The organism is Apibacter muscae, assembly GCF_007845635.1.
GTDB classification, from domain to species: Bacteria; Bacteroidota; Bacteroidia; order Flavobacteriales; family Weeksellaceae; genus Apibacter; species Apibacter muscae.
On sequence record NZ_SELG01000022.1, the window covers coordinates 19,913 to 44,009 of the forward strand.

21 protein-coding genes and 1 tRNA gene are annotated in these 24,097 nt (G+C 31.4%); 4 read left to right on the forward strand and 18 right to left on the reverse strand.

The window, feature by feature from the left end; genetic code table 11:
• Nucleotides 1–242: 242 nt before the first annotated feature.
• Nucleotides 243–1,550, forward strand: coding sequence for a ribosome biogenesis GTPase Der (der, locus tag ETU08_RS00635; RefSeq protein ID WP_146261080.1), 1,308 nt, complete (start codon nt 243–245; stop codon nt 1,548–1,550).
• Between the two features lie 48 nt (nt 1,551–1,598).
• Here the strand turns inward: der and ETU08_RS00640 are convergent, their stop codons facing one another.
• The 8 genes from ETU08_RS00640 to ETU08_RS00675 form a co-directional block, all read right to left on the reverse strand.
• Complete coding sequence (locus ETU08_RS00640; RefSeq protein ID WP_260390854.1) at nt 1,599–2,186, reverse strand: porin family protein; 588 nt, start codon at nt 2,184–2,186, stop codon at nt 1,599–1,601.
• Between the two features lie 182 nt (nt 2,187–2,368).
• Complete coding sequence (locus ETU08_RS00645) at nt 2,369–3,712, reverse strand: quinol:cytochrome C oxidoreductase (protein ID WP_146261081.1); 1,344 nt, start codon at nt 3,710–3,712, stop codon at nt 2,369–2,371.
• A 7-nt stretch (nt 3,713–3,719) separates the two neighbouring features.
• Nucleotides 3,720–4,370 (reverse strand): c-type cytochrome, encoded by a 651-nt coding sequence (locus ETU08_RS00650; RefSeq protein ID WP_146261082.1) that lies wholly within the window; start codon nt 4,368–4,370, stop codon nt 3,720–3,722.
• Nucleotides 4,354–4,896: a DUF3341 domain-containing protein gene (locus ETU08_RS00655; protein ID WP_146261083.1), complete on the reverse strand. Its 543-nt coding sequence runs from the start codon at nt 4,894–4,896 to the stop codon at nt 4,354–4,356. Before ETU08_RS00655 ends, ETU08_RS00650 begins: the two co-directional genes overlap by 17 nt.
• Entirely contained in the window at nt 4,883–6,283 is a 1,401-nt protein-coding gene (gene nrfD / locus ETU08_RS00660) for an NrfD/PsrC family molybdoenzyme membrane anchor subunit (protein ID WP_146261084.1), read from the reverse strand. The genes ETU08_RS00655 and nrfD overlap by 14 nt, the downstream gene beginning before the upstream one ends.
• A gap of 27 nt (nt 6,284–6,310) precedes the next feature.
• Nucleotides 6,311–9,466, reverse strand: a complete 3,156-nt coding sequence (locus ETU08_RS00665) for a TAT-variant-translocated molybdopterin oxidoreductase (protein WP_146261085.1) — start codon at nt 9,464–9,466, stop codon at nt 6,311–6,313.
• Between the two features lie 26 nt (nt 9,467–9,492).
• The gene (locus tag ETU08_RS00670) at nt 9,493–10,824 is read right to left on the reverse strand and encodes a c-type cytochrome (protein ID WP_146261086.1); all 1,332 of its coding nucleotides are present in this window, start codon (nt 10,822–10,824) and stop codon (nt 9,493–9,495) included.
• 217 nt (nt 10,825–11,041) lie between these two features.
• Nucleotides 11,042–12,172: a DNA polymerase III subunit gene (locus ETU08_RS00675; protein ID WP_185145247.1), complete on the reverse strand. Its 1,131-nt coding sequence runs from the start codon at nt 12,170–12,172 to the stop codon at nt 11,042–11,044.
• 136 nt (nt 12,173–12,308) lie between these two features.
• Here ETU08_RS00675 and dnaB point away from each other — a divergent pair, with 136 nt between their 5' ends.
• Entirely contained in the window at nt 12,309–13,871 is a 1,563-nt protein-coding gene (dnaB, locus tag ETU08_RS00680; protein ID WP_146261106.1) for a replicative DNA helicase, read from the forward strand.
• A 34-nt stretch (nt 13,872–13,905) separates the two neighbouring features.
• Here the strand turns inward: dnaB and ETU08_RS00685 are convergent, their stop codons facing one another.
• From ETU08_RS00685 to aroQ, 7 genes are all read right to left on the reverse strand, one after another.
• Nucleotides 13,906–15,051 carry a PepSY-associated TM helix domain-containing protein gene (locus tag ETU08_RS00685; RefSeq protein ID WP_260390857.1) on the reverse strand — a complete coding sequence of 382 codons (1,146 nt, stop codon included), beginning with the start codon at nt 15,049–15,051 and terminating at the stop codon, nt 13,906–13,908.
• A 99-nt stretch (nt 15,052–15,150) separates the two neighbouring features.
• Complete coding sequence (locus ETU08_RS00690; protein ID WP_146261089.1) at nt 15,151–17,355, reverse strand: TonB-dependent siderophore receptor; 2,205 nt, start codon at nt 17,353–17,355, stop codon at nt 15,151–15,153.
• Nucleotides 17,356–17,505: 150 nt separating this feature from the next.
• Nucleotides 17,506–17,853 carry a 50S ribosomal protein L20 gene (gene rplT, locus ETU08_RS00695; protein WP_146261090.1) on the reverse strand — a complete coding sequence of 116 codons (348 nt, stop codon included), beginning with the start codon at nt 17,851–17,853 and terminating at the stop codon, nt 17,506–17,508.
• Between the two features lie 105 nt (nt 17,854–17,958).
• Nucleotides 17,959–18,156 carry a 50S ribosomal protein L35 gene (gene rpmI, locus ETU08_RS00700; RefSeq protein WP_146261091.1) on the reverse strand — a complete coding sequence of 66 codons (198 nt, stop codon included), beginning with the start codon at nt 18,154–18,156 and terminating at the stop codon, nt 17,959–17,961.
• A 94-nt stretch (nt 18,157–18,250) separates the two neighbouring features.
• Nucleotides 18,251–18,769 (reverse strand): translation initiation factor IF-3, encoded by a 519-nt coding sequence (infC, locus tag ETU08_RS00705; protein ID WP_260390868.1) that lies wholly within the window; start codon nt 18,767–18,769, stop codon nt 18,251–18,253.
• 48 nt (nt 18,770–18,817) lie between these two features.
• Complete coding sequence (gene thrS / locus ETU08_RS00710) at nt 18,818–20,740, reverse strand: threonine--tRNA ligase (protein ID WP_146261093.1); 1,923 nt, start codon at nt 20,738–20,740, stop codon at nt 18,818–18,820.
• A 108-nt stretch (nt 20,741–20,848) separates the two neighbouring features.
• Complete coding sequence (aroQ, locus tag ETU08_RS00715; RefSeq protein WP_146261094.1) at nt 20,849–21,280, reverse strand: type II 3-dehydroquinate dehydratase; 432 nt, start codon at nt 21,278–21,280, stop codon at nt 20,849–20,851.
• A gap of 88 nt (nt 21,281–21,368) precedes the next feature.
• Here aroQ and ETU08_RS00720 point away from each other — a divergent pair.
• Nucleotides 21,369–21,452, forward strand: a tRNA-Leu gene (locus ETU08_RS00720).
• Nucleotides 21,453–21,700: 248 nt separating this feature from the next.
• On the opposite strand, the gene ETU08_RS00725 is transcribed toward ETU08_RS00720, so the two are convergent.
• Nucleotides 21,701–22,099, reverse strand: coding sequence for a helix-turn-helix domain-containing protein (locus tag ETU08_RS00725; protein WP_146261095.1), 399 nt, complete (start codon nt 22,097–22,099; stop codon nt 21,701–21,703).
• Nucleotides 22,100–22,240: 141 nt separating this feature from the next.
• Between ETU08_RS00725 and ETU08_RS00730 the strand changes: the two genes are divergently transcribed.
• Nucleotides 22,241–22,441, forward strand: coding sequence for a hypothetical protein (locus ETU08_RS00730; RefSeq protein ID WP_146261096.1), 201 nt, complete (start codon nt 22,241–22,243; stop codon nt 22,439–22,441).
• Between the two features lie 8 nt (nt 22,442–22,449).
• Here ETU08_RS00730 and ETU08_RS00735 read toward each other — a convergent pair whose 3' ends face one another.
• Complete coding sequence (locus tag ETU08_RS00735; RefSeq protein WP_146261097.1) at nt 22,450–22,800, reverse strand: DUF1493 family protein; 351 nt, start codon at nt 22,798–22,800, stop codon at nt 22,450–22,452.
• Nucleotides 22,801–22,814: 14 nt separating this feature from the next.
• Nucleotides 22,815–23,096, reverse strand: a complete 282-nt coding sequence (locus ETU08_RS00740) for an STM2901 family protein (protein WP_146261098.1) — start codon at nt 23,094–23,096, stop codon at nt 22,815–22,817.
• Nucleotides 23,097–24,097 lie beyond the last annotated feature (1,001 nt).

A 24,097-nucleotide genomic window follows, 5' to 3' on the forward strand; every position in this document is an offset into this window, starting at 1 on the left:
AGTTAGTTTTTCGTTGCGATTTAAATCAAATATTGAAAACAAACAAGTTTTTATCCAATTAAAACTTTTTTATTAAAGTCTAACCATCATTTGACTTAAATGATAATATTTTATAATGATTTAAAAAAAATTACCACAAGTGGTAATTTTTTTAGTAATTAATTTTTTAGATGTATTTAACTAATTCATTTAGTGTTAATTCTGAATTAGTAAAATTAATTACCTTTGTGAAAAATGATTATATGGCTAACATTATAGCACTTGTAGGTAGACCAAATGTAGGAAAATCAACTTTTTTTAATCGATTATTGCAAAAGAGAGAGGCTATTGTAGATAGCGTTTCTGGGGTTACTAGAGACAGACATTATGGAAAAAGTGATTGGAATGGAGTTGACTTTTCAGTTATTGATACAGGAGGATATATTAAAGGATCTGACGATATTTTTGAAGATGAAATAAGAAAACAGGTAGAATTAGCAATAGATGAAGCTTCTGCCATAATTTTTCTTGTGGATGTTACAGAAGGAGTCGTAGATATGGATCAAGAAGTTGCACAGCTATTGCGCAAAACGAAAAAACCAGTGTTTTTAGTGGTTAACAAAGTTGACAATAGTATGCTAGAGACAAGTGCCATGGAATTTTATTCTCTTGGATTTGACAAATATTACACAATTTCTGGCATGACTGGTAGTGGTACTGGAGATTTGTTGGACGATGTGGTTGCTACTTTTGAAGAAGAAAATTATGTTGATCCTTTTGAAGGATTACCAAGAATAACAATTGTCGGTAGACCGAATGTAGGGAAATCAACTTTAACTAATGCTCTTTTGGAAGATAAGCGAAACATTGTTACTGATATAGCTGGAACAACTAGAGATAGTATCGAAACTCTTTACGATAAATTTGGATATAAATTTGTATTAGTAGATACGGCTGGGATGAGAAAAAAGAGCAAAGTAAGTGAAGATTTAGAATTTTACTCTGTAATGAGATCAATCCGTTCCATTGAAGATTCTGATGTTGTTATTTTAATGATAGATGCTACTATTGGTTGGGAAAAACAAGACATGAATATTCTATACTTAGCCCAGAAATCTCGTAAAGGAATTGTAATTGTTGTAAATAAATGGGATTTGATTGATAAAGAAAGTAATACTTTAAAACAATTTGAAAATTACATTAAAGATAAAATTGCACCATTTACGGATACCCCTATTGTATTCACTTCTTCTACAACCAAACAAAGGGTATTTAAAACTGTTGAAACATCTATGAAAGTTTACGAAAACAGAAATAGACGAGTAAAAACCAGTAAATTGAATGAAGTTATGCTTCCTATCATTGAAGCCACTCCTCCTCCAAGTATTAAAGGAAAATACATTAAAATCAAATATTGTACACAATTACCCACAAAAACACCTCAATTTGCATTTTTTGCTAACCTCCCTCAATACGTAAAGGAGCCTTATAAAAGATTTGTGGAGAACCAATTACGCAAAAATTTTGATTTCACGGGAGTACCTATTGAAGTTTATTTTAGACAAAAATAAAAAAAGGTCTGATATCAGACCTTTTTTTTATTTTTATACTTTAATTTATTATAAATTATTTAATCTATTTTTCACCTTTGAAGTAGGCAAGTATATTTGGAATCCTACGTTAAAGGACAAATCATGTTGATATCCTTCGTTACCTCCGCCCGTAAGTCCGTTGTATTTAACTAGCGCCTCCAATCCAATATTTGGAGTAATAAAATAGGAATATCCAGGTCCTAATCCAAATCCAAATCCATTTGTCGTAGGCTCACCTTTTTGGTTAGCACCTTCTAAACCTGCATTTACTTCAAAAAAGAATCTTCCATTTTTCAAGAGATTATTTATATCTTCTTTATTAGCATAATAACGTCCAAAAGCTCCAACCCCATATCCTGTTCTGGTAGTACTACCTTGTCCTTGTTTAGAGATATCCACATTTACATAACCACCTACAGCTAAATTATCTTTAATAAAATAACCCAATTTAGGAGTTATACCAATCCCCCAAGATTGACCTTTTTTTAAGCCAAAATCCATATCTGTGATAGATCCACCAACCATTAAATTTCCTTTTTGAATCTGTGCTTGAGCTAGATTTCCTAAACCAAAAGTCATTGCTAACATTGGAAGAAAAAGTTTAATTCTACGCATAATAATTCTTTTTATTTAATTCTGTTATCAGGTGATTAAATAGAAAATATCATGCCATACATATATATCTTATTATTAATTAATTTATATTTTTTTATAATATTAACATATAATGCGTATACTACAAATATAAAAAAACTGATAATTTGTCATTATCAGTTTTTTTATATTTAGAAACTTAATTAAAATGGATATTCAAAAGTTTTACTTTCATGATAATATGGGTTTCCTTTCGCTTGTAAATTCAATTTACTTATGGATGTCATAACAGTAAATATAAATATACCTAACATAAACAAGAACGCACCAATTTCCAAGAATCCAAATCCCCAAAAGGCACCTACTGTACCTGGCATAATTATATTAAAGAAATCCATATAATGTCCAAATATCACTACACAAGCCATTAAAGGAACTATAGTATAATTTCTTTTGATTTTGCTACTTACTAAAACTAAAAAAGGTAATACTAAATTAGGAATTAGCATTGTAAAATAGGTTTGGCTGTATAATTTATACCTTCCAAAGAAATAATTAGTTTCTTCGGGAACATTTGCATACCAGTAAAGCATAAATTGAGCAAACCATAAGTAAGACCATAACAAGCTAAACCCGAATAAAAATTTAGTTAAATCATGCATGTGGTTGTCATTAAAATCAGGCAAAGAACCTTTTTTCTTCAAATAAATTGAAATTATTAACATTACAGCTACTGCAGAAACTAAACAGCTAATCATGGTATACCACATATAGAGGGTAGAATACCAGTGTGGATCTATAGACATTAACCAATCCCAAGCCCAACATGCAGATGCAAGTGCAAAAAAAACTATGAATCCTACATTCCAATTGTAAACTCTATTGTAATCACTGATAGCTTTTGTTTCATCTAACTTTCTTGTTAAAGATTTAATTTTATAGAGGAAAAATATGGAACCAATAATATAAATCACTGTTCTTACTACAAAGAAAGGACGATTTAAAAATGGTTGCTTAGATTTAATTAGCAAATCAAAATGTGAAGAATTTGGATCTGTTAATGAAGGATCCATCCAATGGTACAAATGATTTAATCCTCCTCCATTCAGACAGCCGTAAGATGACAGAATTATAAAAATAACGACCATTATACCCCCCACAGGAATAAACGATGCTATACCCTCCATCACTCTAATTACAACAATAGACCATCCAGCATTTCCAGCATGTTGTACTGCTGAGAAAAATAAAGATGTGGCTGCTATTCCAAAAAATAGCATTAACGGTACCATAAAGGCAGCCCAGGGTCGGTTATGTATTTGAATTTCTGCATGCTCAATATGCTCTTTAGATAGAGGAACGTCATTTTTATATATAGAATTCATGGGTTGAGCATGAGCAATTTCTTCATTATGTTCCAGAATAGTTACTACCCTATCATGATCAACATGTGAGTTCTGATAATATCCTATTCCAAAAGAAATCAGTCCTATTATTATTAGTACAATAGATGTTAACTTAAGTCTTGATGAAAATATGTATCTCATAGTTGTATTATTGTTCAGAGGTTTCTGTTGTTGTTTTTATAGTTGCTACTTTTGATGAATTCTCAACTTCTGGCTTAAATTCATGGATCACATATTCTGCAACTCTCCACATATCTCCAGGTAATAATTGTCCAGCATATGAACCCATGGCATTTCTTCCATGTAGCATTACATAATAAACAGAACCAACCGTAATTTGTCTATCTTTATAATTTGGGACTCCTGAATAGGCTCCTGATTGTACAATATTTCCTTGACCATCGCCTGCGGTTCCATGACAAACTGCACATGTTCTATCAAACAACAATTTACCTCTAGCTAAATCTTTCTCTTTATTTTCAGGATTTAATGGTGAAACTACATTTTTAGAAGCTTCATACCCTTCAGGAGTGGCTGGTAAGTCCATAGGTAAAATTCCTTCAGGATTTTGAGCGATTGAACCGGGAACAGGATCTAATGCCGTTCTTCCGTCGTGTTTTTTAAACAATGGAACAGTTGTTGTTTGCTCTCCATATGCTAAAACTGCCTCTTCGTAAGGATCATAGGCTACCGGATAATACATATCTGGAAAATAAACTAGGGCTGGCTTTTTTTTGCTACATGAGATTAAACTCAAAGCAACTGTACCAATTAGAATATATTTAGTTAATTTTTTCATCTTCTAATTTTTTTACGGTTATTTCTTCAACACCGGTAGCTATAAGAATTTCTTTCACATAATCGAAATTTTGATTTGAAATTTCAATCAAAAATTTATCGTCCGTCGTTCTAGGGTCAGGATTCTGAGCTTTTTGTCCTGGATAATGCTTATTAAGCGCTAAATAAGTGATTGACATTAAATGTGCTGCAAATAAAACAGTCAGCTCAAACATTATAGGAACAAATGCAGGCATATTTTGCCCCCATGTAAAACTAGGCTTAGCTCCAATATTTTGTGGCCAATCGTGATTCATGGTATACCATGTCAATAAACAAGCAACTGTTAAACCAATCGCTCCATATACGAAAGCAAATTCCGATAATCTTGATTCTTTCAATCCCATTGCTTTGTCAAGCCCATGAACTGGGAATGGTGTGTAAATTTCGTCAATTTGAATACCTTTTTCTCGAAGCTGTTTTACTCCATCTAATAAGAGATCATCATCTCCGTATAACCCGTATATTTTTGTTTTAGTGGTGCTCATGTTCTGAATGATGTTTTTTATAACCTTCACTTGAAGTTTTAACAATAGTTTTTAATTCTGCTTGCGCAATTACTGGAAAAGTTCTAGCATATAAAAGGTATAAGACAGAGAAGAATCCAATGGTACCCGCAAAAATCCCTACATCTACAAAAGAAGGCTGGAACATTGTCCATGAGCTCGGTAAATAATCTCTAGAAAGGTTTATAACGATAATATCAAATCTTTCAAACCACATACCTATATTTATAACTATTGAAACAATAAATGTCCAAAGAAAGTTTCTTCTTAATCTTCTTACCCAAAGCGATGCTGGTATTAAAACATTACAAATAATCAGTAACCAAAATGCCCACCAGTATGGACCTGTAGCTGCTCCTATGGAGAAATAGGTGAAATCTTCATATCTACTACCGGAATACCACCCAATAAAGAATTCTGTGATATACGCAACGGTTACCATCCCACCTGTTACTACGATTACTATATTCATATACTCAATATGCTTCAAAGTAATATAGTCTTCTAAATGGCAAACTTTTCTAACCACACTTAGTAGAGTTTGAACCATGGCAAATCCTGAAAAGATTGCTCCTGCTACAAAGTATGGTGGATAGACGGTTGAGTGCCAACCCTTTATAACTGAGGTAGCAAAGTCAAAAGATACAATTGTGTGAACTGAAAATACCAATGGAGTTGCTAAACCAGCTAAAACCAAAGAAACTTCTTCAAATCTTTGCCAATGTTTAGCTTTTCCTCCCCAACCAAAACTTAAAATACTATATATTTTTTTTGTTACTGGTTTAACCGCACGATCTCTTACCATAGCAAAGTCTGGTATTAAACCTATATACCAGAAAACTACTGATACAGAAAAATAGGTACTAATTGCAAATACGTCCCACAACAACGGAGAATTAAAGTTTGGCCACAAAGATCCAAATTGATTGGGAATTGGAAATACAAAATACATCAACCATGGTCTACCCATGTGAATTACTGGAAACAGTGCCGCTTGAACTACAGCAAAAATGGTCATGGCTTCCGCAGATCGGTTGATTGACATTCTCCACCTTTGACGGAAAAGTAATAGAACAGCAGAAATCAATGTCCCTGCGTGACCAATACCTACCCACCATACGAAGTTGGTAATATCCCAACCCCAATTGGTTGTTCGATTTAGCCCCCAAACACCAATCCCTGTACCTACTGTGTATGCTATACAACCTACACCATAGATAAATGCTACTAATGCTATATAAAAAGCGTACCACCATAATTTACCCGCCTTTGTTTCTATTGGCTTGGCAATATCTTCCGTTATTTGATGATAGGATTTATCTCCTAAAATTAACGGCTCCCGAATAGGTGCTTCGTAATGTCCTGACATAGTAAATTACTTAAAATATTTTTAATTCTATTTAGTTCTATTTCTTACTTTATATTGATAAAATACATTAGGTTTCGTACCAATGTCTTCTAATAATACGTATTTTCTCTTATCATTGGATAGTTTTAGTATCTCTGATTCTGGGTCATTTACATCTCCAAATTGAATTGCACCTGTAGAACAAGCTTGTGAGCAAGCCACTTGGAATTCCCCATCTTTAACTCTTCTACCTTCTTTTTTAGCATTAAGAATGGTTGCTTGAGTCATTTGTATACATAAAGAGCATTTTTCCATTACTCCTCTAGATCGAACAACAACATCCGGATTTAATACCATACGTTCTACGTCATTATTCATATTGTAGTCAAACTTATCGTTTAGTGCATAGTTGAACCAATTAAATCTTCGAACTTTGTATGGACAGTTATTTGCACAATATCTTGTACCTACACATCTATTGTAAGCCATTTGGTTTTGTCCTTGTTTTCCATGAGATGTAGCTGCAACTGGACAAACCGTTTCACACGGCGCATGGTTGCAATGCTGACACATAACTGGCTGGAAAATAACATCTGGATTAGTAGCATCTGGTTTTATAAGTTCTTTGTACATAGGAACCTGATCCAGATTTTCTAAAATCTCTTCTCTTTGATCAATTTTTTTCTTCGCTGAATAATATCTATCAATTCGAAGCCAGAACATATCCCTAGACATTCTTACTTCTTCTTTACCTACTACAGGTACATTATTTTCTGCCTGACATGCGATAATACAAGCGCCGCATCCTGTACAGCTATTTAAATCTACGGAAAGATTAAAATGGGGTCCATCTTTGCTGTCGAATTCAGTCCATAGACCAATTTTACCTATAGGCATTTCACCAACATAGGTTCCCATTTTTAAAGCAGGATTCCAAACCTCAGACTTTTCATTTAAATATGTTTCTAAAGGTATTTCTCTAGCTATTTCGTAACGCCCCATTAAGGTTCCTTGCATTTGCATAGAAGCAAATTCATGCATTTTACCAGTATCCTTAAGACTTATATTGTATTGGTTAAAATTAGAATTATTGTAAGCCGGATAAGCATTTACTCCTGTTTTACCTACTTTTCCTGTTTTTTGTCCATATCCTAAAGCTAAGCCTATAGATCCCTTCGCTTGGCCGGGTTGTATAAAAACCGGCACATCTTTAATAGTTTTACCATTTACGGTTACATCCACCAAAGAGCCGTCCAACTGCATTCTACCATTAACCTCATTTCTAAGTTTTAATTTACTCGCATCTTCTTCCGAAATGGTAATATAATTATCCCAAGTTAATCTTGAGATTGGATCAGGCAGTTCTTGCAACCAAGGATTATTTGCTTGTGTTCCATCCCCTATAGATGTCTTTAAGTAAAGATTTAATTCTAAATCACCTTCTTTAATTGACTGAATGGAGTTTAGAGCTTTTGCAGAGTCTCCTCCTACCACAGTTAATACTGCAACCTCTTTACTTTCATTATATCCATTATAAAGTGCTTGATTAAAGCTATACCCTACTGTAGACGCTAATTGAGATTTCCAAAATTCTTTTAAAAAATTATAATAGCTATCAGTTTGCGGAGGTGTTGCTGTAGAATTTGTATACGTTGAATTAAATTCTGTGGTTTCAATCGAAGGCGATATTGAAGATTCATCAGCATTATTTGCCTCTTCTTCGTTTGAATTTGTATTTACCTTATTCTTGTTGCGTTTCCAAACCAATAGAGAGTCTTGAAATTGACGTGTATCAAAAATTCTTTGAATTGTTGGTTGTACAAGAAGGTATACTCCTGTAGCTGGATTAATATCTCCCCAAGATTCTAGCCAATGCGGTACTGGTGCCAAAGCTTTAGAAACCAAAGCTGTCTCATTTTCGTATTCCGAAAGCGATACAGAATAAGGAACTTTTTTAAGAAGTGTAGCTAATTTATCACCTTCAGAGTATGAATGAACTGGGTTTGTGTTGAAGTTTAATAATACTTCAACATTCCCTGCATCTAACCAATGAATTAATTCAGAAAATTTGGAATCGTCAGATTCTTTCATTAAGACAACTCTTTGTGAATCTGCTACTTGAGAGCCTATTTTTTGATTGATTAGGTATGCTAAAACATAAGATGATTTGTCTCCATCAGCAAAAACTACTGCTTTAGGTCCCTTTTCTTTTAGTTCTTTTGCAATTTTAACAGCAACCTTATTAGCAGAATTGCCATCAAGTGCTTTGTATACTTCTGCAAGTAATTTTTGAACTGCAGATGGCTTTAATGGCATTCTTTCGTCTGCATTTGCACCCGACAAACTTAAGTTCGATTCTATTTGGATATGCTTAAGCATATTTTTTCCAGGAACTTTAGCTTTTGAATAAGACTCTTCTAAGTGTCCGCCATTCCAGTCGTTTAAAAAATCTGCTCCAAAAGAAACTAATAATTCTGCTTTTGATAAATCATATAAAGGCAAAATCCTTGATCCATAAACTTCTTGAGAAGCATCTAAGGCTGAAGAATAGGAAACCGAATCATATACAATATGTTCAGTAGTTGGATAAACCGTTTTAAAATCAGCAATTATTTTTTTGGTTGATGGTGATGGGAAAGAAGGGGTTAAAATAACCACTTTTTTTCCTGAGGTAAGCGTTGATTGTAAACCTTTGGACACAAAAGCATCTAAAGATTTCCAATCTGTATTTTGATTATTTAATTTAGGACCTTTGGCTCGATTGTTATCGTATAATGAAAGAACTGAAGCCTGACTTCTAGCTGTACTTCCAGAAAATAATTTGGCATTTTTGTTACTATCCACTTTTATAGGTCTGCCTTCTCTTGTTTTTACTAAAACACTAGCCAAATCAAAACCATTGAATAAAGTAGAGGCATAATAATCTGGAACACCAGGAACTATACCTTCTGGCTTAACAATATATGGGACAGACTTTACAACAGGGGCTTCACAAGCTGCTAATGTTGCAGCTGCTGTTCCAAAACCTAGAAACTTAAGAAAATTTCTTCTTGTAGTTTTAGTGGAAAACATAGCTTTTTCATCCCCTAAAAATTCATCAATTGGAAGTTCTTCTGCAAACTCATTACTTGCAATTTTTTCAGTTAAAGATGGGTCTTTTAACTCTTCTAAACTTCTAAATGTTATTTTATCTTTTGAAGCCATAATGATCTTCTGATGATTTTAATTTATTAATAATGACATTTACCACACTCAATTCCTCCTATAGCATCTACTGTAATGGTAGATTTATCTTGACCGTACTCTAATTTCAACTTTTCATGCAACTTATCGAAATATGCTGCATTGTATCCGTTTGTCATATCTACTTCTGTTGTTCTATGACAATCGATACACCAACCCATAGTAAAGTCATTTGACATTCTTACCACATTCATAGTATCCACTGGACCGTGACATGCTTTACATACTACATCAATTTGTTGATTAGGATTTTTCTTGTTATACCCAGCAATTATTGTTTTTTCTCCAACTACGACATGTTGTGAGTGATTAAAGTAAACAAAATCAGGCATATTATGAATTCTTGTCCATTTAACTGGAGTTTGTTTACCTGTATATTTTTGGTTTTCTTCATCCCAACCAATATGTTTGTATATTTTTTTGATTTCTCCTGTATAAAATTCTTTGGATTTCCCAGGCTCTATATATTTTCCATTATATTCACTTATATTTCTATGGCAATTCATACATACACTTAAAGAAGGTATTTCTGAAACTTTACCATATTTTGCTCCTGAATGGCATACTTGACAGTCAATTTTATTTTCTCCTGCATGGATTTTATGTGAAAAATAAATGGGTTGATCCGGTTCATACCCCTTGTCAACACCTATTCCCATTAACCAAGCCCAAACACCATATAAGGAAATGATTAAAAGTATGGATATAATAAAATAACTAAATCCTTGATATTTCCTATAGAACTCTGAAAGGTTTTTAATTTTATGGCTTTCTAAAGAAGATAATTCTGTACCTTTAGTACTTAGCTTAACTAACGTATTTATTTTAAACAGAGTAATAATAAGTATAATTCCTATTATTACAAATGAAACTAAAAGTAATTTAGAACTATCCGTATCGGTATTTTGTTTTACTGGTACCTCCACTTGAGCTTCTTCAACTTTTGGTTCCGGTGGGTTGTTTACATATGTTAAAATATCTTCAATGTCTTGATCAGACAATCTTCCTTCAAAAACATCCATGGCTGCTTCTGAATATTCTTTGTAGATATCATTGGCTCTTTTATCTCCACTTTTCCTTAAAGCTTCGTTGTTCATGATCCATTTCATGATCCATTCTTTACTAACTCCTTCTGAAGATAGTGTTGTATAGATCCCCTTTAGAGCAGGCCCAACTAATTTCTTGTCTAAAGCATGACAAGCGGTACAATTAGCTTTAAATAAGGTTTCTCCTTTTTTAGAATCACCAGAAAGATCCTGCCCAAAAACAGAAACTCCTGTAAAGAGAACCAGCATAATTACTGCTAAAATTTTATTCATAATAATTGATTTCAAACAAATGAAACTTATTTAATATTGGTGTAATTTTATCCAAAAAGCGATACTTGCAAAATTATAAATATGAAGTCTAACGCCAAATATTTTTTTAATATATATTTAACAACGATACAATTTATAACGATTCTAAATAAATTATTTTTATAATTTATTGTATATGAATTAAATATAAAAAATTTCAAACTATATTTAATAAAATTTACTCTCGTTTTCTAGCTAAAAAACGTGTAAGTTTTACACCCATATCTAAAAATATAATTCTTGCATTTCCATTTCTTTCAATATGATAGTAAGCTGAATTTATTTCTTCTAATATATCTTGAATATTATTTCCATGAACAAAAAAACTAAAACTTTTCCAATTGAAGTTGTTATAGCTTAATGAGGCATTCACTAATTTATTTGCTGAATAATTTTCAAGTAAAGCCTGTCTAAAGGTTTCGGAACAAAACTGCAAAAATCTTTTTTGTTTTTCTCTTCCCCATCCAGCAATGATTATTGACCATTCAACAATTTCTTTTAAAAATTCAACTTTTTTTGGAGCCATAACCGCTGCTCTATTCCATTGTATAAAGAATTTTTCAAATTCTTCGTTCACTTTAGAGCTATTCAACAAATTTAAAGCTAAAGCCCAGTCTCCCTGCGATCTTTTAGCTATTATATTGGATTCATTATTTTCTAAGGAATATAAATTTTGTAGGCTTTGCTGAATACAAGTCTCTTCAATACGGGGTATTAAAATTTTTTGACATCGAGATAGTATTGTAGGCAAAATTTTCTTTTCGTCATCCGCTATCAATAAAAAAAGAGTTTTTGCAGGAGGCTCTTCTAAGATTTTCAATAACTTATTTGCTGCTTCCGTTCTCATTGCCTCTACCCCCCAAATTATTTGTACTTTATAACCTCCTTCAAAGCTTTTTAAACTTAAATTATTAATGATATTTTCTATTTCCTTTACAGAAATAAATCCTTGCTTTTTTTCTTCATTTAAAAACTCATACCACTGATCTAATTCTTGATAAACACTTTTTTGTAAAAAATCTCGAAATTGTGATGCATAATCAGCACTTACAGCTTCTCTCTTCTCTGTAGAATTATTTATAGTTGGAAATGACAAGTGCAAATCAGGATGTTGAAATTGATTTAATCTCTTATAACAAGTTTCAGAATTTACACAAATTATTTCTGAAGCATATGCTAAAGCTAAAGCTAGGGCTCCATATCCAGACTTACCAACCAATAATTGTGCGTGGCTAATTCTATTTTCAATGATTGAATCTCGTAACTTATTCTTTAATGTTTCTTGCCCAATAATTTGATCCCATTTCATATAACAAAGATAACACATTATAAATCTCATCTTAATTATTATAAACCTTATATTAATTTTTACAGCCTAGGCACCACTAGCCTTGTTAGAAAATTATCCGTTAAAAAAGATTTTTATGATTACTTTTGAGGTTATTATGGAGCCATTAGATTATCAGAAAAAAAATTCAATTAAATCCAATAAAATTGTAACCTTAGAAAAAGGAAAACTTCCTCCTCAAGCCATTGATCTAGAGGAAGCTGTGCTAGGTGCTATGATGATAGATAAAAAAGGGCTGGATGAGGTTATAGATATTTTATCTCCGGAAGTTTTTTATAAAAAAGAGCATCAGTTTATTTATGAAGCTATTGAAGATTTATTTAAAGAGACGGAACCAATTGATATTTTAACTATTTCTAATAAACTGCGTTCACAAGGAAAACTTGATGCTGCTGGCGGCGATTTTTATTTGATACAATTATCCAACAAAGTTTCTTCTTCGGCTCACATTGAATATCACTCTCGCATAATTTTAGAGAAATTTATTTTAAGAAAGTTAATTGAAATTTCGTCTAATATGATTGAAAAATCTTACGATGAAACTTCAGATGTCTTTGATCTATTGGATTATTCCGAAAGTCAATTGTACGAAATTACCAATGGTACTTTAAAAAGAACCTTCAATGAAGCTAAAAATTTGGTATCCAATGCCTTAAAAAAAATAAAATCTCTTGAATCTAAGCAAGGAATGAGTGGAATACCTTCTGGATTTAAAAATGTGGATAAAATAACTGCGGGTTGGCAACCTTCAGATTTAATTATTATTGCTGCAAGACCTGGAATGGGGAAAACAGCTTTTATTCTATCCATGGCTAGAAATATCGCCATAAATGCAGAAACACCTATTGGTATTTTTTCATTGGAAATGTCGGCAGAACAGCTAATGATGCGTATGATTTCAAGCGAAACAGGTTTAGAATCTGAAAAATTACGAAAAGCCAATTTATCTGAATTGGAATGGCAGCAACTGTATTCTCGAGTTAATAAATTGGAAAAAGCTCCCATTTTTATCGATGATTCTCCCGGAATTTCTGTTTTTGATTTACGTGCTAAAGCACGTAGGCTTGTATCTCAGCATGGGGTTAGAATTATTATGATTGACTATCTTCAACTAATGACTGCTGGGGGGAAAGGTATAGGAAATCGGGAACAAGAAATTGCTACGATCTCTCGTTCCTTAAAAGCAATAGCCAAAGAGTTAGAAATACCTGTAATTGCATTATCACAGTTATCTCGTTCGGTTGAAACCAGAGGAGGGAGCAAAAAGCCTTTGCTTTCAGATTTAAGGGAATCCGGAGCTATTGAACAAGATGCAGATATAGTTACATTTATATATAGACCGGAATATTATAAATTAGACACATGGGAAGATGGTACTCCGTGTGCCGGTCAAGGGGAATTTATTATTGCGAAACACAGAAATGGGGCGTTGGAAGATGTTCGATTAAAGTTCACCAGCTCTCAAGCTAAGTTTTCTGATTTAGATGATTATTTTTATAATGATTCTAATTCAAATGATCTATCAACAACTTTTGAAAGTAAAATAAACGAGGTAGGGACATCTTTTGAAAGTTCATTAAATATTCCTACTATAAATCCAAGCGATTCTTTTGGAATTGATGAGAATATGGATGAAGAAGATTCTAATATGCCTTTCTAAACATATAAGGTTCTAAATAGAAAACTTAAATCAATTAAGATTTAAGTTTTCTATTTTTTCTACCTTTCCATATTAAAAAACCAGTTACTGGCATTGAAGCTATTAGTAAACTAACTACAAATGCTAATATTTTAGTAGGAAGCCCCCCTATTGACCCTACATGTATATCATAGTTAGCGGCAATTACTTTTTCACCCAAATTTTTATCTTCTGGATCGTAATTTTTTAGTAATTCTCCTGAGTTTTCATCAAAAATCAATAGGCTATTTTTATAATAAACACCGGGAAAGTGTTTAACATATATTTGAAAATTTGGATGCTCATGGTTATCTATATGAGGATGTCCTAAATCAAAACTAAAACTTTCCGCATTAAGGTATAAATTGTTAACCTTAGCAATAATTTTATCTAAAGTTTGATCGGTTCTTATCTCTATAGGTGCTTGGGTGGTAATATTTGAAAAGTTTGGAGCAGGATCGCTACCTAAAGTGAAAATTGCATATATAATTTGGCCAACTAAAAGATAAGAATAAAATAAACCAGTTATGGCGAATAATAACCCAAAGATGGATGTATAAAACCCAAATATGTTATGCAAATCGTAATTTTTTCTTTTCCAATTTTTAATTTTTTTCCATCTAAACCAAATTCTTTGCTTTCTTGCGGATTTATTTTTAGGCCACCACAGTACAATCCCTGAAATTAGCATAATTATATATATGAGCACCGGAATTCCTACAACGTATTTACCCCAATCCATTTTTAGCAAAAAACTCCAATGAATCATTTTAACTATATTGAAAAATCCATTCTTTTCATCGTATATTTTTAAAATTTGACCGTTATATGGATTTACATAAGCAAGTTTGTATACAGGAAATTCATCAAAATAATTCCATGCATGCGTGTTATGCTCATACCAGAAAAACTTATATGATTTTTTTTTATCTAAAGGAATCTCTACCCAATGTAATGGAAATTTTTCATTTACTTGATTATCAATTAATTTTTCAAGGCTCCGAATGGGTAACACTTCTTTATTTTCTACGTCTTGTTCCTGATGATAGATAAATTCTTTACGGTTGTAATTTTCTATTTCATCTTTAAACACGTACAGAGCACCGGTAAGGGATATGATAAGTATCAAAATACCTATGAATAATCCCAACCATAAATGCATTTTTTTAATCCATTTTTTTAGATTGAGAAAAAATTTATTATTAATTGATTTGCTCATTAATTTTTTGGATCTAATTAAAATTATTCATAATTATTTTAATTAAAATTTATATCCTACAGATAATCTCCAGTTTCTTGGAGCTTCTGCTTGGTAATAATAATAGGATGCAAAGCTTGAACCTGAATACAAGTATCTGTTAAATACGTTAAATACATTTAAATTTAATTTCATATTAGAATGTTCCCATGAGATACCTGCATCAAACTTTAAATAATCATTCATTGGGATTTGTCCTTCTCCTCCCCAGCTCCACGAGCTTCTATCTCCTAAATAAGTACCTCCAAACGTAAAGCCAACTCCTTTCAAAGAGCCTTGGTTGATTGTATAATTCAACCAAGCATTGGCCGTATGTTTAGCATAACCTGCAATTCTTGAGCCTTTAGGATATTCCGGCGTATTTGATTCAATGACTTTATTTTCTGTGAATGCATAGTTAACAATTATATTAAATCCTTTAAAAATTTCTCCTTTTAAATCGAACTCTATACCTTCAGCTCTTGTTTTTCCTAATACAATTGAATATTTTTCGTTGGGATCACTTAACGGATCTGCAGTAAGCTCATCTTTCTTAATGATCTTATATAAGGACAATACAGTATTCCACTTTCCGTTGAACCAATCTTTTTTTAATCCTAGTTCCATATTATTTCCTGTGACAGGCTTAGGATGCTTACCCGATCTTAAAAATCCTGCTTGGGGTACAAATGATTGGTCATATAAAGCATATACTGACAAGTTTTCATTAATAGAATAACTTAAACCTAACCTTGGAGTAAACTTTTTTGCATTTTTTTCGACCCCATAATCGTTTTGTTTTACATCTGTATATCTGCCAGCGATAGTAAGTCTAAGATTATCATCAAAAAAACCTAATACATCTTGCAAATAGATTCCTGAATAATTTTGTTCAATTGTCCCAGCAGGATTTGCTCTTGTAACTAGGGGTACAGATGTATTAAAGACAGGATAACCGTTACTTGGATATTGATAGTTTAAAGAATTTGTATTAAAAGGATGTTCTTCGGTATCTAAATCTTGCCATTGATTCCAATCTGCCATGTATTTTTTACTTCCTAAGTCCAAACCTGCAAGAATTTTATGTGAAATCACCCCTGTTTTCATATTTCCATTCAAGTACACTTGACCAAATTTCATAATATTACTAGATTGTGACAAGGTTACTCTTCGAATCATGGTTCCATCAGGATTAAAGGATGATGGCCAGAGACTACTCCCCATGGTATATTCATTTAAATAAGTTAACTGAGCAGTCAATTTCCAATAAGGATTTATTATATGTTGTAAATTAATATTAAACAAATGACTATCTATATTGGTCGGTGCTAGCCCAGGGTCAGACAAGGTGTAATCTACAGGCTTTGTACCATAACCTTCATAGGAAAATACATAAGCTGAACCAATATTAGACATTTTTGCTTTTTGATATATATATTCTGCTGTTATAGTAGTTTGGTCTGTAAGATTTATTTTAATGGATGGATTCATAACATATCTATCGTTAAATTCATATTTTCTAAAACTATTCTTATTCTGCCCCATAAGATTTAAACGTATGGATATCTTATCGTTAATCTTAGAATCTAGATCTACTTCTGCCCTGTATAAATCAAAACTACCAAGTGTAAACCGTGCGTATCCATTAAGTTCTTTTCCGGTAGGTTTTTTTGTAATTATATTGTATATACCGCTAGGTTCACCATTAGACATTAAAAATCCTGCTGGACCTTTAACAAATTCAATTCGATCAACATAACTCATATCTTCACTTAACGGGCCCCAATTCGAGGTTATATTTACACCATTTAAAAATGCAGATGCTCGAGATCCTCTCATATTTACATGTGTATATTGATCTGCCCAATGTTCCAATCTCTGTGTACCGGCAACATTTCTTAAAACCCCATCACTTAGAGTTGTCACTTGTTGATCTTCTAAGGCTGCATTGGAAATTATATTTATATTTTGTGGAATTTTAATTATCTCTTCGTCTAACCTAAGTGAGGAGGAGATATTTTTATTCAAATATTTTTTTTTAGCACTACCTATTACTATAACTCCCTGTAAACTATCCCTTGAATTATTGATTGATCCATGATTTAGGATTATGGTATCTTTGGGTATAGAATCTATTTCTACGAATCGAGGTTGAATGGAATCTAATTTTTGTGATTGTGATAGTAAACTACCTAAAAAAAAAGGTAAAAAAAGTAATTTATGCGTCATTCTTTAAAAAGTTTGCGCAAATATAATTGATTATTTTTATTTAGAATAAATAAAAATAATCAATATTGTCATTTTTATTTTTACCATAGGATTTAAAATAAAAAACACTCATGAATCATGAGTGTTTAAAGATAACGAATAATTAATTATTTATTTTTTTACTGAATCTACAATTGCCTTAAAAGCTGCTGGATGATTCATAGCTAAATCAGCCAAAACTTTTCTATTCAATTCTATATTATTTTGTTTAAGTAAACCTATAAATTTAGAATAGGAAAGTCCATGCTCTCTAGTACCTGCATTAATCCTTTGTATCCATAATGCACGAAAATTTCTTTTCTTTTGTTTTCTACCTACGTAGGCATATTGCAATGCTTTTTCAACAGCATTCTTGGCAACTGTCCAAACATTTTTTCTACGTCCAAAGTAACCTTTGGCTAATTTAAGTACTCTTTTTCTTCTAGCTCTTGAAGCTACTGAATTTACTGATCTTGGCATATTTTTGTGTTTTTTTAAAATAGGCGGAAAAATTTCTCTTAGTGCTCTATTTTAGGGTTAAACTAATTTTAAATTAAACCAAATATTTAGTTTATACTAAATATTTTATTTTAGCAATAATTGTCTTTTTACGCTTGGTTCATCAACACTAGCTACTAATGCTGTTTGGGTTAAATTACGCTTTTGTTTAGTAGCCTTTTTGGTTAATATATGACTTTTAAACGCATGCTTTCTTTTAATTTTACCGCTCCCAGTAATTGAAAAACGCTTTTTTGCGCCTGACTTTGTTTTTAATTTTGGCATTTTTTTTATATTTATGTCGTTATCTTTTGTATTTAAAAATTTATTTAATTCTCTTGAATCAATGAATGATCGTTGAGTTTATAATTAAAAAATTTTATTTTTTAGGAGCCATCATCATTATCATTCTTTTACCTTCTAATTTAGGCATTTGCTCAACTTTCCCCCATTCTTCCAACTCTTGAGCTAATTTTAATAACAATATTTGCCCTTGATCTTTAAATATAATGGATCTTCCTTTAAAGAAAACATATGCTTTTAACTTAGATCCTTCTTCTAAAAATTTTTGTGCATGCTTCTTTTTAAATTCATAATCATGCTCATCGGTCTGAGGTCCGAATCTTATTTCTTTTACAACTACCTTGGTTTGTTTAGATTTTAGTTCTTTTTGTTTCTTTTTTTGTTCATAAAGAAACTTTTTATAGTCTACTACTCTACAAACGGGTGGAGTTGCAGATTCAGTAATCATAACTAAATCTAACTCTAAATCTTCAGATATTCTAAGAGCTTCTTTTAAAGGATAAACTCCTTGCTCTATATTTTCTCCTACTAATCTAACTTCTGGAACTTCAATAAGCCTATTTATTTTGTGTTCCGGTTCCTGTTTCCTCGGGATATATTTCCCTCTCGAATTATTTCTTCTAAGTGCTATGGTATATAAAATTTAAGGTTTACTCGTTTCTTTTTTTATGAATGATAAAGCGTCTTCAAGGGAAAATGAACCTAAATCTTCTCCACCTCTTTTACGAATAGAAAGGGTATTAGATTCTGCCTCTTTATCTCCTACAATAAACATATAAGGGATTTTATTCATTTCAGCATCCCGTATCTTTTTACCAGTCTTTTCGTTACGCTCATCAAGACGACCACAAATATCTGAATTTTCCATTAATTTCAAAACTTTTTTTGCATAATCTATATGTTTCTCACTAATGGGTAAAAGAATGAATGGTTCTGGACTTAACCAAAGAGGTAACTCTCCTCCGGTATGTTCAAGCAAAATTGCTACAAATCTCTCCAAGGAACCAAATGGCGCTCTATGGATCATCACAGGTCTATGCTTTTCATTGTCAGAACCTATATAATGCAAATCAAACCTTTCCGGTAAATTGTAATCTACTTGTATCGTTCCCAATTGCCAACTTCTACCTAAAGCATCTTTTACCATAAAATCCAGTTTAGGTCCATAAAAGGCAGCCTCTCCATATTCAATAACCGTAGGAAGCCCCTTCTCCAGTGCTGCTTTTTTAATAGCACTTTCTGCTTTCTCCCAATTCTCATCAGAGCCTATGTATTTGCTATGATTGTCTTTATCTCTTAAAGATACTTGTGCAGTAAAATCACTAAAGCCCAAGGACTTAAATGTATACAATACCAAATCAATTACATTTTCAAATTCTCCGATTAGTTGATCCGGGGTACAAAATATATGAGCATCGTCTTGGGTGAAACCTCTTACACGAGTCAATCCGTGTAATTCTCCACTTTGTTCATATCTATAAACAGTTCCAAATTCAGCAAATCTCTTAGGTAAATCTTTGTATGACCAAGGTGCTGAACGGTAAATCTCACAATGGTGAGGACAATTCATAGGTTTTAATAAAAACTCTTCACCTTCGTTAGGGGTTTTTATCGGTTGAAAACTATCTGCTCCGTATTTTTCATAATGCCCGCTTGTAACATATAAATCTTTATGTCCTATATGCGGAGTTGCTACTATTTCATAGCCTGCCTTTTGTTGTGCAGCACCTAAAAAATCAATGAGTTTTTGTCTCAACTTTGCTCCTTTTGGTAACCACAAAGGTAAGCCAGCTCCTACTCTCTCAGAAAAGGTAAATAATTGCAATTCTTTTCCTAACTTTCTATGATCTCTTTTTTTAGCTTCTTCTATTCTTTCTAAATATTCTATAAGCTCTTTCTGTTTAGGAAAGGTAATTCCATACACACGTACCAACTGTTTATTTTTTTCATTGCCTCTCCAATAAGCCCCTGCTGCATTTAGAATTTTTACTGCTTTTACAATTCCGGTAGATGGTATATGCCCTCCTCTACATAAATCTGTAAAGTTGTCGTGTGTAACGAAAGTTATAGAACCATCTTCAAGATTAGCTATAAGTTCTTCTTTAAATTCATTCCCTTTGAATTTCTCCAACGCTTCCTTTTTAGATACAGGATATAGCCTAAAGGTTGAGTTTTTCTTAGCATTTTCTAGTATTTTCTTTTCAATTTTTTCAAAATCTTTTTCAGAAAATACTTGATCTCCAAAATCTACATCGTAGTAAAATCCACTTTCAATGGCAGGACCAATAGTCAATTTTGCATTGGGATAATATTCTAGGATTGCTTGTGCTAGTAAGTGAGCAGAAGAATGCCAAAAGGCTTTTTTTCCAAAATCGTCGTTCCATGTTAAAATTTGCACCGTTGAATCTTCTGTTATAGGAGTGGTAACTTCTACTTGTTTACCATTTACTAATGCAGAAATTGTATTACGTGCTAAACCTTCTGAAATACTTTTAGCCACGTCTAACGGTGTAATGGAACTTTGAAATTCCTTTACACTTCCATCAGGAAGAGTAATTTTTATCATTCTTCTTTTAAATTTAGTTTGTATAATACACAAAGGTACAATAAATTCCTTTTTTATTGAATGAATTGTAATTGGAATTATTCATCGCTATTTTTTATCATTTAAATATCACGATTTTAATGATCTGTTGACAAAAAAGTTAATGGCCTCGTCGTACCCTGCTAGTCCTTTGCCTTTAATCTGTTGCAAACAAGCTTCTTGGATTACTGAAATCCTTCGAAAGGGTTCTCTGTTTTCAATATCAGAAATGTGAACTTCTATGGCGGGGGTAGTCACAGATTTCAAAGCATCGTAAATAGCATAAGAATAATGGGTAAAAGCCCCGGGGTTGATCACAATCCCTTTATAATGAAATCCTACTTCATGAATTTTATCTATAATTGCACCTTCGTGATTGCTTTGAAAATATTCGAGTTCTACAGAGGTAAAATCAGTTTTTAGTTGTTGAAAATAATCTTCAAAAGTTTGAGACCCATAGATCTCTGGTTCTCTTTTTCCTAATAAATTAAGATTAGGACCATTTATTATTAATATTTGCATTTTATTATTTTTTACTAATTTATAAAAAGATTAGTTGTATATATTTTTTAAAGAAAAAATTTTTATATTTGCAACTTCTTACCCAGAAGCCCAGATGGCGGAATTGGTAGACGCGCTGGATTCAAAATCCAGTGATAGCAATATCGTGCGGGTTCGATTCCCGCTCTGGGTACTTTAAAAAAGACTTAAATAATTATTTAAGTCTTTTTCTTTTTATAGTGCGCCAACAATACGCCGAATATAATCTAAAAAATTATAGATTTCTACTATCTACATCATCTAAATTACAATACATTTTAATTTATACAATCAATAGATAATAAAAACGTCCTTATAAATCAAAGGACGTTTTATATACTTTACTCTTTTACTTGAAAACTTAATTTTAATAGAAATTAAATCTTATTTAAAATACCAAATTTATTTAAGAAATTTTTCTAATAACGCGTTTTTTTCTTTTAACATTCTTTCATAGAGCGCTTCTTTTTCATTATAAAGCTCTATAATCTTCTCAATGGGATTGAATGCACAATCAGTATAAGTTGAGTACATAAAACCATGGGTGTTATTAAACGTATTAGAAATAAAACTAACAGTAGTTTCATCATTGAAGTTTTTAATTGCTTCTACAGGTAGATTCAAAAACTTAGCTATTTTTTCTAATGTTTCTTCCTCAATTATTTCTTTATTTTCTAATTTAGATACACCTGCTTGAGTAATATTTAAATCAATAGCTAGAGATTCTTGTTTAATTCCTAACATTTCACGAAGCCTTTTTATGTTTCTTCCTTGATGTACTTTTTTAGGTGCTGTATCCATATTTTATACTTTTACTCATTTACAAAGATATAAAATAACTAATTGAAAATAATTTATTCCTTTTTAATTATTATACATACCTATATGTTATTAATTATCAAATAGGTATTTACTTATTTAGCTCACTTTAAAAAAGTAACTATGACTATTGAACAAATAAGAAAAAAATTAGAAGTTGGGGATTATATTTTAGCAAGTAAGATGTTAAAAATTACACCCGAGAATGCTAGAATCCGATTTGCGAGAAATAAAGAAGATGTAAAATCGGTTATATTACTTATCATAAATAATAGAGAAAAGTTAATTGAGAATTTTCACAAGTCTTTGAATTCTAAAAATTAATATATGAATTACTTTAAAACACCTATTTTTATAGCCTCTTGTAATTCTGCAATGCTTAAGTCTTTTAATTCAGGCTCTTGGATCGTTTTTTGTAGAAATAGGCTTTTAGCTTTGTTGAATATAACTTTGAATATTGCATTTAAGGTGTATGCTTCTGGATAAAATCTTTCATCAAAATTAAAGTCGTTACTTACAGAAATATTAAATTCTTTTATAAAATGTATTAAAAAATCATCTACATCATCTCCAACTAATCCAAAATCTTTGTGCAGTTTCATATCAGGGGTAAAAACTAACCTCTTGTCCCATTTAGATAATAATTCTTTTTCTAAGAAAATTTGTAGTTTGTTATCAATCATATATAAATATTTTTTTACCAATAACCACTAGCACCACCACCAAAACCATGAAAAGTTACTTTATTATTTTTCTTATCAACTTCATATACTTCAATTAGTAGTTGTATTACATCAATGGCTAATAAAGCCCAACCAGCATAAGTAACAAGACGTCCTAACCCTCTCCCTAAATTACTAGTTGATGAAATTACTTTAGTTTTTAAATTAATAGTATAAAATTTAAATGGCATTTCATAGGGTAATGCTTTTGATAGATATTTAGAAGCAATTGAAGTTCCTTTAGCTGAACCTTGCATAACAAATCGTTTTTTTATTATAGGACGCCCTAAATAAATCAAACCTCCTCCTATAACTGATTTTCTGTAACTATGATTAGTAATTGTTTCTTTAATATTTATTTTACCTATATAAAATGATATGGGTTTGAATTATTATTATAACTTGTAAAAACATTTGTCAGATTAGCCTTTAATGAATTATTTATCTGAACATTATTTTTTATAACTAATGCCTAATTCGCTACTTTTTCTAGCCTTTTCTATAATATTTAATATATCATAGTCTGATAGATCATTATGTCCCATAAAATATATTAACAATCAAGCAAATACGAATTCAAATATATATAAAGTTAAATTTTATATCAAATAATAATTTTAACTAATATTTTAATTTTTAATAGCTTTCTGTTTTTTTTACAATTTTCCGCACTCATATAGTTTTGTACGGTTCTGTAACTACTATTTAATAATTTTGCTAATCAAGCCTAAAAAATAATATCTAAAAGATTTTTAAGTATCCAATTTAAGCTTATTGATATTAAAATACATTTTAAATAATAGTTAATTGCGGTAATTTGCTGTTATTTTCAGGGTTGCAAATATTTCAGGCGAAGATTTTTAAGACACCTCTATTGGTTTTACTTTCAATTTTAACCCTATAAATAAAATTGTAGAACTCTATAATGAGAAGCAAGAACTCTACGAACGAATGCTTCAGGAGAAAAATACATTGATTGAGAAACTACTAAATAAGTAGGAAATACTATTATACTTATTTATAGCCTAAAATAGCTAGGATTCACCTTTTTATATTTTAAGCAAACAAAGATTCGCTATCTAAATATTACCTAAACAATGAAAGAAAAAAATCATAAATAATTATTATATAATTATTTATGATTCTATTTTGTGATCGCGAAAGGATGGGAATCCAATTATGTAACCACCTTATTCTCCAATATTTAATAAATTTTAAAATTGGACAGGGGTTTGCATAGAGGATTATATTAATATTT